This window comes from Denitrificimonas halotolerans, assembly GCF_034259425.1.
In the GTDB taxonomy this organism is placed as follows: Bacteria; Pseudomonadota; Gammaproteobacteria; order Pseudomonadales; family Pseudomonadaceae; genus Denitrificimonas; species Denitrificimonas halotolerans.
Map to the genome: position 1 here is coordinate 62,823 of NZ_JAXIVU010000005.1, position 18,325 is coordinate 81,147.

Annotated in this window: 12 protein-coding genes; 5 read left to right on the forward strand and 7 right to left on the reverse strand. The window is 46.8% G+C overall.

Going from position 1 to position 18,325, the window contains the following annotated elements:
* Positions 1–5 precede the first annotated feature (5 nt).
* The 4 genes from TOI97_RS05515 to metH form a co-directional block, all read right to left on the reverse strand.
* The gene (locus TOI97_RS05515; RefSeq protein ID WP_321553127.1) at positions 6–503 is read right to left on the reverse strand and encodes a DUF934 domain-containing protein; all 498 of its coding nucleotides are present in this window, start codon (positions 501–503) and stop codon (positions 6–8) included.
* Entirely contained in the window at positions 487–2,145 is a 1,659-nt protein-coding gene (locus tag TOI97_RS05520) for a nitrite/sulfite reductase (protein WP_321553128.1), read from the reverse strand. Before TOI97_RS05520 ends, TOI97_RS05515 begins: the two co-directional genes overlap by 17 nt.
* Positions 2,146–2,514: 369 nt before the next feature.
* Positions 2,515–2,703, reverse strand: coding sequence for a transposase (locus TOI97_RS13310; protein WP_407651322.1), 189 nt, complete (start codon positions 2,701–2,703; stop codon positions 2,515–2,517).
* 468 nt (positions 2,704–3,171) lie between these two features.
* On the reverse strand, positions 3,172–6,864 hold the full coding sequence (gene metH, locus TOI97_RS05530) for a methionine synthase (protein ID WP_321553129.1): 3,693 nt from the start codon (positions 6,862–6,864) through the stop codon (positions 3,172–3,174).
* 151 nt (positions 6,865–7,015) lie between these two features.
* Here metH and TOI97_RS05535 point away from each other — a divergent pair, with 151 nt between their 5' ends.
* From TOI97_RS05535 to TOI97_RS05545, 3 genes are all read left to right on the forward strand, one after another.
* Positions 7,016–9,292: a fatty acid cis/trans isomerase gene (locus tag TOI97_RS05535; protein WP_321553130.1), complete on the forward strand. Its 2,277-nt coding sequence runs from the start codon at positions 7,016–7,018 to the stop codon at positions 9,290–9,292.
* Positions 9,293–9,690: 398 nt separating this feature from the next.
* On the forward strand, positions 9,691–10,344 hold the full coding sequence (locus tag TOI97_RS05540; RefSeq protein WP_321553131.1) for a TRAP transporter small permease: 654 nt from the start codon (positions 9,691–9,693) through the stop codon (positions 10,342–10,344).
* Positions 10,345–10,357: 13 nt separating this feature from the next.
* Positions 10,358–11,638, forward strand: a complete 1,281-nt coding sequence (locus TOI97_RS05545; RefSeq protein WP_321553132.1) for a TRAP transporter large permease — start codon at positions 10,358–10,360, stop codon at positions 11,636–11,638.
* An 89-nt stretch (positions 11,639–11,727) separates the two neighbouring features.
* Here TOI97_RS05545 and dctP read toward each other — a convergent pair whose 3' ends face one another.
* Complete coding sequence (dctP, locus tag TOI97_RS05550) at positions 11,728–12,744, reverse strand: TRAP transporter substrate-binding protein DctP (RefSeq protein ID WP_321553133.1); 1,017 nt, start codon at positions 12,742–12,744, stop codon at positions 11,728–11,730.
* 414 nt (positions 12,745–13,158) lie between these two features.
* Here dctP and ectB point away from each other — a divergent pair, with 414 nt between their 5' ends.
* Both ectB and doeA read left to right on the forward strand, forming a co-directional pair.
* The gene (gene ectB, locus TOI97_RS05555) at positions 13,159–14,397 is read left to right on the forward strand and encodes a diaminobutyrate--2-oxoglutarate transaminase (protein ID WP_321553134.1); all 1,239 of its coding nucleotides are present in this window, start codon (positions 13,159–13,161) and stop codon (positions 14,395–14,397) included.
* 58 nt (positions 14,398–14,455) lie between these two features.
* On the forward strand, positions 14,456–15,622 hold the full coding sequence (doeA, locus tag TOI97_RS05560; RefSeq protein ID WP_321553135.1) for an ectoine hydrolase: 1,167 nt from the start codon (positions 14,456–14,458) through the stop codon (positions 15,620–15,622).
* Between the two features lie 33 nt (positions 15,623–15,655).
* Here doeA and TOI97_RS05565 read toward each other — a convergent pair whose 3' ends face one another.
* The gene (locus TOI97_RS05565) at positions 15,656–17,017 is read right to left on the reverse strand and encodes an NAD-dependent succinate-semialdehyde dehydrogenase (protein WP_321553136.1); all 1,362 of its coding nucleotides are present in this window, start codon (positions 17,015–17,017) and stop codon (positions 15,656–15,658) included.
* Between the two features lie 44 nt (positions 17,018–17,061).
* A complete protein-coding gene (locus TOI97_RS05570; protein ID WP_321553137.1) occupies positions 17,062–18,312 on the reverse strand; it encodes a metal-dependent hydrolase family protein in 1,251 nt (416 codons plus the stop codon).
* Positions 18,313–18,325: the final 13 nt, after the last annotated feature.

Here is an 18,325-nt window from a genome sequence, read left to right on the forward strand (position 1 = left end):
TAGGGTTAAGCCGAGCGGCGGCGGTACAACGGTAGGTTTTGATCGTAAGCTGCTTGGTAGCTGACCGATAGTTCGGTTAAGCTTTTTAAAGCATCGTGTGGACAACGATCAGAGCGGATAACATAAGCATCAAAACCGCAGCGCTGCATAAAGTACAACTGATCGCGGAGCACATCACCGATCGCACGTACTTCACCTGTATAGGCATAACGTTCACGCAAGAGGCGAGCGCTACTGAAGTGGCGTCCGTCAGTGAAGGCAGGGAAGTTAAGTGCAATGACGTCAAAAAAAGTTAGATCATCAGCAAGATCTTCAATGACTTCGTGTGCGTCGAGCCAAACACCTAAAGGTTTGATTGGTTTCAGTTGATTTTTATGTTGCTGCCAAAGCGTTAATGGCACAATGGCTTGCTGTGTTTGTAGAACATCTTCCAACTGCGCATCAGCGCTAAGTAGCGTCCACTGATCTTCAATCACTTGATCGTTCTTAATTATTAGAGGCATAAACGCGCTCCTTAAATGTCTTAATGCCTATGCGTTGAAAGGTATCAATAAAGTGTTCTTCTGGGGTGCGGTGTTCGATATATACATCGATCAGTTTGCTGATAACGTCTGGAATGTCATCTTGAGCAAAAGCAGGACCAAGAATTTTCCCTAGCGTTGCGGCACGACCACTGTTTCCGCCTAAGGAAACTTGATAAAACTCAGCGCCTTTTTTATCAACACCTAGAATACCTATATTACCAACGTGGTGGTGACCACAGGCGTTCATGCAACCAGAAATATTTAGATCTAGATCACCGATGTCAAAGATATAGTCGAGGCTATCAAAGCGATTTTGAATGGCTTCAGCGATAGGTATGGATTTTGCGTTAGCTAAGTTGCAGAAGTCACCACCAGGACAGCAAATAATATCTGTTAGCAAACCAATATTAGGTGTAGCAAAGCCATGCTCACGCAGCTGTTGCCAGAGTTCAAAGAGTTTACTTTGTTCTACATCAGCTAAAACTATATTTTGTTCGTGGGTGTTACGAGCTTCTGAGAAACTATAGGTGTCAGCTAAGTCAGCAATAGCATCCAGCTGTTTGTCAGTAACATCACCTGGGGCAATTCCAGTTTTTTTCAGAGATAAAGTAACTGCAGCATAACCCGGTTTTTTATGAGCAGTTACGTTGCGGCTACGCCAACGAGCAAATCCTGGGTGTTGCTCGTCAAGCTTTGCTAATGCTTCATCTTGATCTTCAAGGATGAGGTAGTCAGGATCTGTGAAGTGTTGAGAGATGCGATCTACTTCCTCTTGAGTGAGAGTGATAGGGCCATCTTTTATATGTAACCATTCCTCATTAACACGTTCAGCAAAGACTTCAGGTGATAGTGCTTTCACGAGAATTTTAATACGTGCTTTAAATTTATTATCGCGACGGCCAAAACGGTTATAGACACGTAAAATGGCTTCTAAATAGCTCAGTAAATGTGGCCAAGGAAGAAATTCATTGATGCAACTACCTACAATGGGTGTGCGTCCTAATCCGCCGCCAACTAGCACGCGAAACCCTAATTCACCTGCATCATTATGTACCGCTTCAAGTCCGATGTCATGCACTTCGGTTGCAGCGCGGTCATTAGTGCAGCCATTTACAGCGATTTTAAATTTACGTGGTAAACGCGCAAATTCAGGGTGAAAGGTTGACCACTGGCGAATCAATTCACACCAAGGGCGAGGGTCTACAAGTTCGTCACGGGCTACGCCGGCAAACTGGTCAGTAGTGGTATTGCGAATACAGTTGCCACTAGTTTGGATAGCGTGCATTTGTACACTGGCTAAATCCGCAAGGATATCTGGCACATCTTCTAAAGCGGGCCAGTTTAATTGAACATTGGTACGGGTGGTAATGTGTGCATAGCTTTTGTCATATTTACGAGTAATATGCGCCAGCATGCGAATTTGTTTGCTCGACATTAAACCGTAAGGTACAGCAATACGAAGCATGGGGGCTTGGCGTTGAACATATAAACCGTTTTGTAAGCGAAGTGGTAGAAACTCATCTTCAGAGAGTTCACCAGCAAAATAACGGCGGGTTTGGTCGCGAAACTGTTTTACTCGATCTTCAACAATTTGTTGATCGTAGTTGTCGTAAATATACATGGGTATCCCTGTAGCAAGTCGCTATAAACGATTGGCAAAATGTGCAGAATAATGGCCACAGTAACAACTTGTTCTTATTCTATAAAGTAATTATTTTTTATATGTTGATTCGATTAAGGTATAAGAGTTTGTATTAAAGCTTAACTTTTAGGTTAATTGATGAAATCAAGCGAAAACTGTGTCGGGCTGTAGTATGGATTTGCGGTCGTTGTAGTGGTGGTATTGCAAGGTTGCCGTGACTTAGCAAAAATCCGTGTAAACCCTAGATCGATCGAGCGGGGATAAAAGCGAGCACTGAGAAGCAATTTTAGTTTTAAGTTTTCTGACCCTACACAGAGGTTTTAAGGGAATAATCGATAATTGCACCTCCTACACTACAGGAGAAATACGACCCCAACTAAAGTGCGGTACTTTTTCGCTAGCGTGGAGTGTGGGTATTAAGAATCGCATCCGTTGAGATGAGGTGGAATTCAAGTTGTTGACCAACACACGAATCGACAGTTGCGGTGGGTGTTTTACGAGCAGATGAATGCCATCGATCGGCAGTCCAATTTTCACACGCCGACTCAAACGCACCAGAGAGCTTACCGATCATGTGGCATCAGATATTTCGTGCGGAGCACAAGATGGGGGATCAGTCGAATGACGCTATGATGGCCTGATCGACGGCTCCATCGATCATTCTTCGGAGCGGTGTGTTTTAGGTATGATGCTAGTCTTCGCATACGTAGCACGACTGGGACAGCAACGCGGTACTGAACACCAGTATCAAAGCATAGTGAAATTGAAAATGGAAAGGCTGTCCGTCTCTGCCTATGGATACTTGCATAAGTTCAGTATGTCACCGATTGGAGGGCTAAAGGAATAGAAAATCTCGCTCGTGGTGCGCTAATGCTTAAGGCGGGAGCATTCGTAGGGCTAATCAAAGAGGAGTGATCTACTTAAGACTCCCCGTACTAAGTACGGGGAGTGGGTTAAAGCAGGTTTATTGCTGCACATACTTTGCAGAAGAGAGCAAGGTACCCATTAAGTATCGTAAGCTAGGTTAGGTGCTAGCCACCGTTCTGCTTCTTCTTTGCTTTGACCTTTACGTTCAGCGTAGTTTTCGAGTTGGTCTTTTTCAATTTTACCCACTGCAAAGTAGTGTGCATTTGGGTTGGCGAAGTACCATCCACTGACCGCCGCAGTTGGGTACATGGCATAGTGCTCAGTCATTGTTACACCAAAGTCTTGGTTTGGATCCAAGAGTTTGAATAAAGTGTCTTTTTCAGTGTGATCAGGACACGCTGGGTAGCCAGGGGCGGGACGAATTCCTTTGTATTTCTCACGAATTAAGTCTTCATTGGTGAAATCTTCAGAGTCAACATAGCCCCAGTACTTGGTGCGTACTTGTTGATGTAACCATTCAGCGCAAGCTTCAGCTAAGCGGTCAGCTAGGGCTTGAACCATAATTGCATTGTAGTCATCACCTTTTTCTTGGTAAGACTTTGCTAGCTCATCAACACCAATACCGGCAGTGACAATAAAGCCGCCGATGTAATCGGTGATACCACTTTCTTTCGGTGCAACAAAGTCGGCTAAGGACATGTTTGGTTTGTTGTTATTGGTTTCTAGTTGTTGACGTAGATGGTGCAGTTGAGCAATTGGTTGACCAGTCTCATCATAGAGCTCAAGGTCGTCATCATTGATTTGGTTAGCTGGCCAGAATGCAAAAGTTCCACGAGCTTCAATCAGTTGTTCATCAATGATTTTCTTTAGTAGTGTTTGCGCCTCATCAAATAGGGTTTGGGCTGCTTCTCCGACCACTTCATCTTGTAAAATACGTGGGTATTTGCCCACAAGGTTCCAAGAGATAAAGAATGGTGTCCAGTCGATGTACTCGCTCAGTTCAGTCAGGTCAATATTAAAGATGCGTTGAACCCCTGTAACCTTAGGTTGAGGTGCCTGGTAATTCGTCCAATCGTAATCAGGCTTATTGGCCAGAGCTTGCTCGTAACTGAGGTATTTGGTTCGAACGGTTCGGGCTGCAACACGTTCACGTACCTGTGCATATTCTTCACGAATTTTTCGAGTGTATTCCGGTTTTAACTCTTTTGACAGTAATGTAGTTACCACCCCGACTGCTCGAGAGGCGTCCGTGACATACACAACGGCGTCATTGCTATAGTTTGGATCAATTTTGACTGCAGTATGTGCTTTAGATGTGGTTGCACCGCCAATTAATAATGGTAGGTGGAAATTTTGACGCTGCATTTCTTTGGCAACGTTAACCATTTCATCTAATGATGGTGTGATCAAACCTGATAAACCAATGATGTCGCATTTTTCTTCGATGGCGGTTTTTAGAATTTTATCAGCTGGTACCATGACACCTAGATCGACGATGTCATAACCATTACAGCCTAGCACCACAGCAACGATGTTTTTACCGATATCATGCACATCACCTTTTACGGTGGCCATGAGCACTTTACCTTTAGCCTCTGGTTGATCACCCTTAGCTGCTTCAATAAAAGGAACTAAGTGACCAACGGCTTGCTTCATCACGCGAGCAGACTTAACCACTTGTGGTAAGAACATTTTACCGCTGCCAAAGAGGTCGCCTACGATGTTCATACCAGACATCAGAGGGCCTTCAATGACTTCAATAGGGCGTTCGTATTGTAAGCGGGCCTCTTCAGTGTCCTCGATAATCCATTGTGTTATACCTTTCACCAGTGCGTGTTCTAGGCGCTGATTGACTGGTAAACTGCGCCACTCTTCAGATTCTACTTCTTTAGTTGAGCCATCACCGCGATAATCTTCTGCAATATTAAGCAGTGCCTCGGTAGCACCTGGAGTGCGGTTTAGGATCACATCTTCAACTTTTTCACGTAAATCTGCTGGGATTTGATCGTAAATTTCTAATTGACCAGCATTTACAATCCCCATGTTTAAACCATTTTGAATGGCGTGATAGAGGAAAACGGAGTGAATGGCTTCACGAACTGGGTTGTTACCACGGAAAGAGAAGGAGACGTTAGATATACCGCCGGAGGTTAAGGCATAGGGTAGATGATCGCGAATCCAAGCGCAGGCCTCAATAAAATCAACAGCGTAGTTATTGTGTTCTTCAATTCCCGTAGCAACCGCAAATACGTTAGGGTCAAAAATAATGTCTTCTGGTGGAAAGCCTACTTGGTTGACTAAAATGTCGTAGGAACGGGCACAGATTTCTTGTTTACGTGCTGCGGTATCGGCTTGCCCTTGCTCGTCAAATGCCATTACTACCACGGCAGCGCCGTAACGACGGCAAAGCTTGGCGTGTTTAATGAATTCATCAACGCCTTCTTTCATTGAAATGGAGTTGACGATGCCTTTACCTTGAATGCACTTCAGACCGGCTTCAATAATGTCCCATTTAGATGAATCAATCATAATGGGTACACGAGAAATATCCGGCTCACCGGCGATTAAATTAAGGAAAGTGACCATGGCTGCTTTAGAGTCGAGCATACCTTCGTCCATGTTGATGTCAATCACTTGTGCGCCTGATTCAACCTGTTGCAATGCAACTTCAAGGGCTTCAGTGAAGTTTTCTTCACGAATTAAACGAGCAAAGCGAGCTGAGCCGGTAATGTTAGTACGCTCACCAATGTTGACAAACAGCGAGTTGCGGTCAATGGTAAAAGGCTCTAAGCCTGATAAGCGGCAGGCCTTAGGGATTTCAGGAACCACACGGGGTGGATATTTCGCTACTTTTTCGGCAATGGCCTGAATATGCTTAGGGGTTGTACCACAGCAGCCCCCGACAATATTAAGAAATCCAGAGGCAGCAAAATCTTCAATCATCGCTGCTGTTTCTTCGGGGGTTTCGTCATATTCGGCGAAAGCATTAGGCAAGCCGGCATTAGGGTGCACAGAAACAAAAGTATCAGCTTTTTCTGAAAGCTCTTGTAAGTAAGGACGTAACTCTTTGGCACCTAATGCACAGTTGAGTCCCACGGATAAGGGATTGCAATGGCGAATTGAGTTCCAGAATGCTTCTGTTGTTTGTCCTGACAGGGTGCGACCTGAAGCATCAGTAATAGTACCGGAAATCATGATTGGTAAAGTGATACCGAGCTCTTCAAAAACACCTTCAATCGCAAAAATAGCCGCCTTGGCATTCAGCGTATCGAAAATGGTTTCGATCATAATTAGATCGGCCCCCCCCTTTATGAGGCCGCGGGCAGCTTCGCTGTAATTATCGACCAAAATATCAAAAGTCACGTTACGATAACCGGGATTATTGACATCGGGTGATAAAGAACAAGTACGGCTTGTTGGACCTATTACACCCGCAACAAAGCGAGGTTTGTCCGGCGTTTCTAAAGTTTTTTCATCGGCTACTGCGCGGGCGATACGTGCGCCCTCAAAATTTAATTCGTAAGCAATCGATTCTAGGCCGTAATCAGCCTGTGAAACTTGTGTTGAGTTAAAAGTGTTGGTCTCTATAATATCGGCGCCAGCGTCAAGATAAGTACGTTCGATGTCTTGAATAAGCTGTGGCTGGGTCAGGATCAGTAAGTCATTATTCCCTTGAAGGTCCTGTGGCCAGTCAGCAAAGCGCTCTCCACGAAAGTCTCCTTCAGTCAGTTTATGACTTTGAATCATTGTACCCATACCACCATCGAGTACCAGAATACGCTGCTGTAATGCTTCTTGAAGGGCTTGTTGACGTGCTAAATGGTTGGCCATGCGGATCTCTACCTAATCAATACAGTGCTATCGTAAAAAAACGATGATAACAAAACATTTGTAGATTGAGTTAGATGCTAGTTTATTAAGCTTATATTTGTTGGGTTGGTGGGGGGGGGACCCCTTTAAATTTTCTTAAAATTGAGGCGTTATGAAAAAATGGTATTTGGGGGTTTTAGGATTGGTTTTGAGCCAATGGGTGAACCTAGGATATGCCTCATATAGTCAGAGTATTCAACCTATTTTTACGCATAAGTGTGTGGCTTGCCATGCATGCTACGACGCTCCATGCCAGTTAAACTTGGGTAGTGGGGAAGGGTTGGAACGCGGTGCAAGTAAAGACCCAACATATAATGGAGGGCGTACCACAGCGCAACCAGCAACACGTTTATTTATTGATGCTCAGACTCCAGAGGGGTGGCGTAATAAAGGTTTTTTTGATGTGTTAAATGCAGGACAGCCACAGGCTTCGTTAATAGCCACTATGCTTGAGTTGGGGCATCAGCGGCCTTTTGTACCTAATAGCCGGTTGCCTGATGCAGTAGCCACTGGTATTAAACGTCAAGATCAGTGCCCTAAACCCGGTGAGTTTGCAGAGTTTGCTCATAAGCATCCGCATGCGGGTATGCCATATGGAGTAACTGGCTTGACGGACGATGAGTATCATACCGTACAGCAGTGGCTATACAATGGCGCACAAATAGATTGGCAGCCATGGCGAGCAAATGATATTGAGAAAGAGCAGATCAGCCAGTGGGAAGCTTTTTTAAATCAAGAAGGTGAGCGTGAAGCCTTAGTCAGTCGCTGGCTGTACGAGCATTTATTTATCGCGCATATTCACTTTCAAGGCGGTGATCAAAAGCATTTTTTTCGTTTAGTCCGTTCACGTACCCCTAGCGGTATAGCGGTGGATGAAATTGCTAGTCGGCGTCCGAATGATGCTCCTGGCGTTCGAGTATATTACCGCTTTGTCCCAATTGCTGATGCTATTGTGCATAAAACTCATATTACATATGTCATGAGCCCTGAGAAATTGGCCCATGTGGCATCGCTATTTTTTTCAGAAGATTGGCAGCTTGATCAACAGCCAGGTTATGGGGTGTATTCCCGTAGCAACCCCTTTGTAACGTTTTCAGCTATACCGGCAAAAGCGCGCTATCAATTTATGTTGGATGATGCTGAATACTTCGTGCGCACTTTTATTCGTGGTCCTGTATGTCGTGGGCAAGTTGCTACAGACGTGATTCGAGATAATTTTTGGACATTCTTCCAAGCGCCGGAACAGGATTTGTATGTGACGGATGCTGATTATCGGGAACAAGTAACACCGTTTTTAGCCGTGCCGGGGCAGTTTGATGAGCTTAGCAGTGTATTGAGTTTTTGGAGTATTTATAAAAAGAAGCGTAACGCCTATGAGGATTTACGTCGTAATCGTTATCAGAATACGCAACCTCCGGACTGGTCGCATATTTGGACTGGCAATGATCAGGCATTATTAAGTATTTTTCGTCAACATGACAGTGCCTCGGTACGTAAGGGGTTACTTGGCCAAATACCTCAGACTATGTGGTTAATGGATTACCCATTGCTAGAGCGCACTTATTATCAACTCGTTGTTAATTTCGATGTGTTTGGCAATGTCGCGCACCAAGCACAAACGCGTTTATATTTTGACCTTATTCGAAATGGTTCAGAGGTGAATTTTTTGCGTTTAATGCCACGTGAAGAGCGTCAAGATATTTTGTCTGATTGGTACCAGAAAAGTGGAAAAATTAAGTTGTGGCTGGATTACACGGATATTGATACCCGTACTCAAAGTGCACTGGGTATCGGTAACGACAAGAGTGTTAAAAGCTTTGGTGAAGCATTATTGCACCGATTTTCTAAGATCAATGCGCGTCCAGATCCGATTAACCGTTGCCAAGGAGCGCACTGTCATCGAGAAGGTTTAACAGTTGAGGCCGCTGCTGTGGAACAAAGCTTGTCACGTTTAAGTGCACGTCCTGCTGCTGGCTTAAAAGTGGTTCATCATATGCCTGAAGCGAGCATGGTGCGTGTTGAGTTAAGTGATGGAACACGTGAGATTTATAGTATTTTACGCCATCGAGCTCATTCTAACGTTGCTTTTATGATGGGGGAGTCGCTGCGTTACCAACCGGGATTAGATACCTTGATGATTTATCCAGAAGTATTAAGTAGTTATCCTAATTTTATTTTCAACATGCGAGCCAAAGAGGTGCCTACCTTTGTTACAGCTTTGGAGCAGGTCAAAGATGAAGCAGGGCTGCGTCAAGCTGTAGAGCAGTGGGGAGTGCGGCGCACACACCCACAGTTTTGGGTGTATTTTCATGATTTGAGTGAGCATATTCGTGAGCGAGCCCCCTTAGAGGCTGGGATATTGGATATGAATCGTTATGAGAATCTTTAGGTCGCCTTTGTTCATGTTCAGAAGTTTTTTAGGCTCCGCTGAATGGCATAGTAATAAAGAGTAAGGCTTTGATTACATTATGCGATAATGTGGCATGTTCACCTTTGTATAGTGCAGCGAGTGAGGGTGTATGTGAGGTGTTTAGTCTGGGTTAGGTGCAGTAAACCTTGAATTGGTGGGTATGAAAAACGTAATTAAGTGATTGACGTAGGGGGGCTTCCAATACTTTAAAATGATAGGGATTTGCGTTGAGGGTGGAGATTGCTTTCTGTTGCTTGTACCCTTCTTAGTAAATCTAGGTCTGGCTCGATAGTTTTTGAGACTAATTCGAGTGCGACACTGAAGCGGTGCAGTTAGCATTAACAGTGTTAAGGCCGTCTGAATAAACGAGGGAGAATATGGACGATTCGGTTAAAACAGACGGAAATAAAGAAAGGTTTAAGCATAATGCCTTTCTTAGGGTTCTTAACTCAATCGACCGAGGGCTTGGTTGGGTTGAACGAACGATTATTGCCAGCAGCGTACTTCTGATGGCAATTCTTATGAGCGCACACGTGGTAGGTAATCTACTTTTCAACCGTGGGATTCCCGGTACCTACGAAGTCACAGAAATGCTAATAGTGATTATAACCTTCGTCGGTCTGGGCTACGCTGCTCGTCATGCACGGCATATTCGTATGTCAGCGGTGTATGATCTTCTCAAAGGCCGGGTGCGTAAAGCATTGCTGATAGTCATCAGCGTGGGCTCTGCCGCTTTAATGTTTTATTTGGCTTACAAGTCAGCGCAATATGATCTTGCCTTATACGTACGCGGACGCACCAGTTCTGCGCTGCATATCCCTATGTGGGTTATCAATCTAGCATTGCCTGCCGGCTTTACTTTAGCTGGTATTCAGTACAGCTTGACGGCTATACGTAACCTCATCAGTAAAGACATTTACCGTACTTTCCGTGAAAAAGAAGAATACTCAGAGGTGCCGCTCGAGAGTAGCGATAATCATATCTGCCTAAAAGGCAACTCGGTCCATAACAAAAAACATACAACAGACTGAACCGGAGCGAACAATGCTGACTCTACTGCTCGTAACCATGATCGTACTGCTTTTGCTTGGCTTTCCGATGATGGTGCCTTTGGCTGTGGGTACACTTTTTATGATGTTTACGGATATGACCTTTTTTGGTCCGGATCAAGCCGTAAGCTGGATGGCAAATGGTGTGAGTAGCTGGGTACTGGCTGCCGTGCCGATGTTTATTTTTGCCGCTGATATACTGACCAAGGGCCACACGTCGAATCGACTGCTCGATTTGGTTGACTCTTTTGTTCGCCATCTGCGTGGTGGGCTGCCAATCACCACAGCGATTTCTTGCGCCTTATTCGGTGCAGTTTCTGGTTCAACTCAAGCGACTGTGGTCGCTATGGGGGGACCAATGCGGCCACGTTTATTGGCCAAAGGTTATCCAGACTCTTTTGCGTTGGCGTTAATCATCAATGCCAGTGATATTGCCTTACTGATCCCCCCAAGCATAGGTTTCATTATCTACGGTGTGGTTATGAAGACCTCGATCGGTGATCTGTTTTTGGCGGGAGTTTTGCCTGGGTTGATGATCATGCTGATGTTTTCAGCCTATTGTTATTTTTGGGCGCGTATCAAAGGCATGCCCACGGATTCAAAAGCATCGTGGTCGGAACGCTTCAAGGCATTACGCAAGGCTATTTTGCCATTGGGCTTCCCGATTATTGTAGTTGGCGGGATATATGGTGGTTATTTCAGTGCTGTGGAAGCCTCAGCTGTTGCTGTGGCTTATGCGCTCCTGTTGGAAGTGGTGATCTTTAGAAAGGTTGCTATTCGTGACCTCGGGGGGCTGGCGTTATCGACAGGTATGATAACTGCCGTGGTATTTATTCTGGTGGCCATTGGTGCAGCATTTTCTCAAGCGTTAGGCACTGCAGGTATTCCAGAGCAATTGCTCGGTCCGACCATTGAGCGGGTTGGTGATAGCCAAACACTTGCATTATTACTGATTGCCGTGGCTTTTTTCGTTGGCTGTATGTTTGTCGATCCGATTGTGGTCATCCTTATTTTGGTACCCATTTTCAAACCTTTGATCGAGTCGACTGGTCTGGACCCTGTGCATGTGGGTGTTATTGTCACTCTACAGGCTGCGATAGGTTCAGCAACACCGCCTTTTGGTTGCGATATTTTCACAGCTATAGCTGTATTTCGCCGACCTTATATGGATGTTATTCGCGGTACTCCGCCTTTTGTTTTTATCTTGCTAGTTGCGACGGTTATTCTGATTTTATTTCCACAGATTTCACTGTTTCTCCCGTCGTTGGGCAGTTAGTGGGCGAAATAGAAAAGCCGGTGATGCTAGGAAAGAATCAGCGCCACCGGCTTGAGTTATAGGCATGTGTTGCCTACAAAGTTGGTTTATCAGGAGTCGGATTCAGCGTACTCGCCTAATAAGATATCCAACAACTGTTTTCCACGCTCACCGACGTCATCAATAAAGACTTGACGTACAGGCTCAGCCAGTTTACGGAATGCATCCTGTTGTTCAGTATTGAGCTCGATAATATTAATATCGCTCTTTGACTTGATGATATCTAAACGCTCATCGTTAAATGTGCTTTGGATATCGTGACCAGTTTGCACTAGTTGGTTAGTAACATCTTTGAGCATGGCACGTTGTTGGTCTGTAAGCCCATCATACCAGTCAAGGTTACCCATCAATGTGGCGACAAACTGGGCTTGGCCTGCGAAGATCATGTGTTTTTGTACTTCATAGAAGCCCATTTCTTCATGGGCAAATACGGGCTGAATATTACCTTGTGCTTGCCCTTGCTGCAGTGCACTGTATAGCTCGCCATAAGCAATGGTGATTGGGGAAGCACCGTAAGCGTTGTAAGTTGAGCGTAATAAGCTATTGTCCATTACTCGGATTGCTAAGTTGTTCATATCAGCAGGCGTCTCGATGGCTTTATTCGAGGTCCATACTTGATAACCCTCTGCGAGTTCAGCTAAAGGCACCAGCCCCCGTTGGCGGAATGATTGTTGCCAAGGTTCGCTGTCAATAAATTCTGGAGAGTTGAGAACTTTAACGGTTTCTAACTGGTCGTTGGGCATCACGAAGTTTAGGCTGAGTAACTGGCTCTCTGGAACAGTTCCGCCTAGTGCACCAGAGCCAAAGCCAATCTGGATAGCACCACCTTGGATGGCGTCGTAAAGCTCTGAATAGCTAGAACCCCATTTACCATAGGGCAGCAGTTGTACAGTGATGTCACCGTTACTTTTCTCTTCGATGAGATCCTTGAATGCTTCTGCATATTTTGCTTGGACACTGCCCTCGATTTCTTCGAGTCCAAAACGCCAAGTTTCTGCGCTTGCAATACTTGTTACCGCCGCAAAACTAAAAACTGCAGCAGCACACAGTTTTTTATAGATGCTCATAATTTCTCCTTCAGGGTGTGAAATTTTTATTTTTACTGTATGGAGCGTATCGGTTACTTCTGTAGTTCTTGATGTTTTGAATGTCTCCTTTTTGGGTATTTGAATGCAGTTTAAACAGACAATAGTCTGTTTAGTAAGGTAGTACCTTGGAGGTTCGTATAGTTTAAAAGTGGACTTAACCATGTCAAACATAGGTATTTATGGCAAGGAAAGCATGCAAATATTTTCTAGTTTCATAGTTATGTCTGAGCATGAATGGGTTACTAGGAGCACCAATTGAATACGAAACAGTACGACTTAGGTCGCTAGCGGTTTGCAATTTAGGGGGATGAGGTTCAGGCTCAGGGTAAGCGTATTCAGTATCGAACTGAACAGGCTTTACGGACTACTTCACCTCGCCTTAAGGAGGCTGCTATGAATGTTTTTGAACGCTATGAATCCAATGTGCGCGGTTATTGCCGGACTTGGCCGGTGGTGTTTGATAAAGCACTTAATGCCAAACAGTGGGACGTGGATGGTAACGAATACATCGATTTCTTTAGTGGCGCTGGGGTGCTTAATTTTGGCCATAACAATCTAAAAATACGCCAAGCGATGATTGACTACCTTGAGTCAGGCGGTGTCACTCACAGTTTAGATATGTACAGTCGCTCAAAACGAGAGTTCATTGAGCGATTTGTCAATGTCATCCTCAAACCTAGGGGACTTGATTATAAGCTGCAATTCACCGGCCCCACCGGCACTAACGTAGTTGAAGCGGCGCTTAAGCTGGCGCGTAAAGTGACGGGGCGACGTAATGTAGTGGCTTTTACCGATGGCTTCCATGGTATGACCTTGGGGGCGCTGGCCTGTACCGGTAATCAAAAGTTTCACCAAGCGGCCGGAGTGGAATTAAACAACGTTATTCGCGTGCCTTTTGATGGCTATTTAGGCGATGGCGTCGATACCCTTGAGCCGCTTCGCCGTGCGCTGCAAGACACTTCCAGTGGTATTACTCCACCGGCCGCTTTTATTCTGGAGACTATCCAAGCTGAAGGCGGTATCAATGTGGCCAGCAAAGAGTGGTTACAACAGGTACAACAGCTGGCCAGAGAACATGGCAGCTTGCTGATTGTCGATGATATTCAAGCCTCAGTGGGACGCACCGGTCATTACTTTAGTTTTGAAAATTTAGGCATCGAGCCTGATCTGATCTGTATGGCGAAAGGCATCGGTGGTTATGGCACGCCAATGGGTGTGCTGCTGATTAAGCCAGAGCTTGATGTTTGGGAGCCGGGTGAGCACACGGGCACCTTCCGTGGCCAAAACCTCTCATTCGTTGCAGGTGCGGCAGCTTTAGACTATTTCGAAAATGATGATTTTTTAGCCGAGGTTAAGCGCAAAGGCGCAATCACAGAAGAGCGGTTGGTGGAGATGATCGAGCGTGCCAACGTGGATATTGAGCTGCGTGGCTGTGGCATGATGCATGGTTTGGACATGGTAACCGGCGAGAAGGCGGCTGCTGTTGTAGCAAGTGCATTTGAGCAGAACTTGATAATCCCGACCTGTGGGCCTAATGGTCGAGTTGTAAAAGTGATGCCTCCGCTAACCATTGAAGATGACGTGCTTGAAGAGGGTTTAGCACGATTAGAGAAAGCCATTTTAAGCCTATGATCACACCCCAAAGCTAGGAGCGAGCGCACAGCTCGCTTCGAACAAAAGGAGTAATGCTATGCGCGATAATCCCGCTCTTTGCTTTCCGCTGGCTGAATACAAGCGTCGCTTGACGGAACTGCGTGAACGTATGCAGGAACGTTTGCTCGATGCTGTGGTTATTTCAGACCCAGAAAACCTGTTTTACTTAACCGGCTATCAAACCACTGGATATTCTTATTTCCAAGCACTGGTTGTGCCCCTAGACGGGGAGCCGGTATCGATTACCCGCGAACTGGAAGCCTCGAATATAGTGCACCGTACCTGGGTCGAAGAGGCCCGCTGTTACACAGACACCGGTGATGCCATCCAAGAGCTGTTTTACACCATTAAAGATTTAGGTCTGGAAAACAAATGCATCGGCTATGAGCGCAACAGCTATTTTTTTCCGGCTTATCAACAAGATCGCTTTCACTACCATATGCAAGCTGGGGAAGGGAATTTACTGGATTGTTACGGCATTGTGGAAGAAGGGCGTATTTGTAAGTCTCAGGTGGAGATTGAGTTGATGCGCAGCGCTGCTCTGGCCACTGAAGCGGGGATGCAAGCAGGAATTGATGCGGTACAAGCCGGAGCCACGGAAAATGATGTGGCCGCGGCAGCCTGTGCAGCCATGTTCCGTGCTGGCAGTGATTATCCAGCTGTGTTGCCCTATGTCACCTCAGGGCCGCGCACTATGATTGGCCACGCCACTTGGGAAGGGCGCACGATTCAGCCCGGAGAGCATGTGTTTTTAGAAATGGCCGGCTGTGTGCGTCGTTATCATACTGCGATGATGCGTACTGTATTGTTGGATGAAAAAAGCGCTGCCATGCAAAGTGCCGAAGCTACCATGATAGAAGCCCTAGAAGCCGCCCATGAGCTGATTAGACCTGGCTTGATGGTGACTGATTTAGATAAGTGTGTGCGCGATATTATTTGTCACAATGACGTGGGCGCAAAACTCATTACCCGAGTAGGGTATTCCATTGGTATTGCCTTTGCACCGAGCTGGGATGAGGGCTATATCATGAGCCTTAAACAAGGCGATGAAACAGTGCTCAGGCCCGGCATGACCTTTCATTTAATTCCCTGGATGTGGGGGGTGGAAGGTGATAAAACTTGTGGTATCTCAGATACCATATTGGTCACGGAGGAAGGGTGCGAATCCTTTTTCACCCTGCCTAAAGAAATGACAGTGGTTTAGGTAGTGCCTAATAAGGGCAATGGGGAGCGCCACTCACTCCCCTTGCCACACTTGCTGCGCATTCACAAACTCGCGAATGCCGTGTGGGCCAAGTTCTTTGCCATATCCAGAGCGTTTGATCCCCCCAGAAGGTAAGCGTGGATCACTTTTGACGATGCCGTTCACCGCCACTTGACCTGATTCGAAGCGAGCGGCCAGTTGTGCGCCGCGCTCGGATTCTGTCCAGATGCTGGCGCCTAGGCCATAAGCAGTGTCATTAGCGATAGCAAAGGCTTCGTCAACATCGGCAACTGCGCGCACTGCTGCCACAGGGCCAAAGGTTTCTTCAGTAAAGGCTGCTGCATCCAGAGGAACGTCAGTTAGTAAGGTCACTGGATAAAACGAACCAGGGCCTTCTGGTAGCTTGCCGCCCATTACGCAGTTCGCACCACTAGCCATTGAGCGTGTGACCTGGTCGTGTAGGTGATCACGCAATTCTGCTCGTGCAATAGGACCGATGTGGGTCTCTTTTTGGGTGGGATCACCGACGCGCAGATTGGCCAAACGTTGCGTGAGTTTTTCGACAAATTGCGTATAGACGCTTTCTTCTATCAGCATTCTTTTGGCGGCAATACAGGACTGACCGGCACAAATAAAGCGCGAGGTGGCCAATACATCGACAGCCTTATCAAGGTCCGCATCAGCTAGAACAATGGCAGGATCTGAGCCTCCGAGCTCCAATACAGCTGGCTTGATCTCGGAGGCGGCAATCGCGGCTACTTTACTACCTGCTGCGGTCGAGCCGGTAAAAGACACTGCGCTAATACGCTGATCACGAATCATAGCTTCAGTGCTGTTGTGATCAGTAATCAATGTTTGCAACACCCCGTGAGGGACGCCGGCATCGGCGAAGGCTTGCTCGATGGCAGCGGCGCAACCGGGTACGTGGGGGTCATGTTTTAAAATCACTGTATTGCCGGCCATTAACGCTGGGGCAAACACGCGGGTTGCCAGCCAGTAGGGTGAATTCCACGGCAGGATGCCCAGCACCGTACCTAGTGGAAGAAACTGCACCCAACTTCGTTTTGCATCTGAAGGGATTTCTTGTGGGGCTAAATACTGCTCAGCGTGGTTAGCATAGTGCTCGCAGCCACTGGCCGACTTTTCGACCTCGCCACGTGCCTCAGTAATGGGTTTGCCCATCTCCTCGGTCATTAAAGCGCTGTGCTTCTCACTATCAGCACGTAAAGCAGCGGCAACCTTGCGCAAATACTCGCCACGCTGGGCAAAACTGAGTGAGCGCCAGTGTTGATAAGCTCGGGCGGCGTTGTCTAGTTTTTCTTCTAAGAGCGCAGCGTCGCATAGTTCGTATTGGCGAACCACTTCACCAGTGGCGGGGTTAATTGTATCAATCATTGTTGCCTCCACGACTGCAGAATAGTTAGAGAAAGAACGGGGGCTTACTGAGGCTGTTTAAGCAAAGTGCCTGTTTTCCACACATGGGTTATGTTGGTAGTGTCCAGTAAAACTGAAATATCAGCGATTGGGTTTTTTGCCACTGCACATAGGTCAGCGTCCCAGCCGGCTTTTATCTGTCCTGCTTTAGGCGCTTGCGGCCCCAAGGTTAAAGGTGCTGTTGCAGTGGCTGATTCGATGGCTTGTAAAGGTGTCATGCCATCGTCCACTAACAGTTTGAGCTCAAGCGCATGTTCACCCCAACGTAAAGGTGTGTTGTCACCTGAGGTCAGTGAGTCCGTACCCGCAGCGATAATGACACCTTTTTCAATGGCCAGTGATACCGCTTGTTGGTGTGCGTCGGCGGTCATTAATAGTTTTTCCCACGCATAATCGGGAAGGCCGTGTTTTTTCGCATACTCCATATTGCGAATTTTAACGGAGCGGGTGGTCACCAAAATGGCACCTGCTTCTAACATGGCATCAGCGGCTTCTTCATCTAAAAATGTGCCGTGCTCAATGGTTTTTACCCCATTACGCAGCGCCGCCATGATGCCGGCTTTACCATGACAGTGTGCAGCAACGATGCGCTCGGCACGTGCGGCTTCCTCGACCATGGTGCGAATCTCGATATCGCTAAACTGCTGATGCATGGGGTCATCGTATTCGGTGAGAGTACCGCCCGAGGCGCAGATTTTAATCAACTTAGCGTTTTTACGCAGCTGTAAACGCACCGCCCGTAACGCACCGCTGACCCCATCGCAGGTGTGCAGCCAGCCATCACGCTGGGCTAAGTCCGCCACGCAGCCTAGTGAATAGCTGTGTAGGTCTGCGTGTCCACCGGTGGGTGAAATCAGATCACCAGCGGCGTACACATGGGGGCCTATGGCATTGCCTTCATTGATCACCCGCGCCAGGTGCACGCCAAAGCCACCTACTTCGCGAATGCTGGTGAAGCCAGCGTTAATTGCTCGCTTGGCATCGGCAACTGAGCGTGCTGCGGCGACCGGTACAGGGACATCCATAGCTGCGGCTAGGGTAGGGGTTTGCATACCGGTAAAGTGCGTGTGACAGTCCCACATGCCTGGCATTAGAACCGGTACATGTAGGTCATCGGCTTCGATTTTCGGTGCTTGCGCTTGTGGCCCCACCCATTCAATGCAGCCGTCAGCAATAATAACGGCCATGTGAGTAGTGGGTTCACCGGCACCAGGAATAAGAAGATCTGCAAAAATACGTTGTTTGTTTTTATTCATGACTTCACCCTAG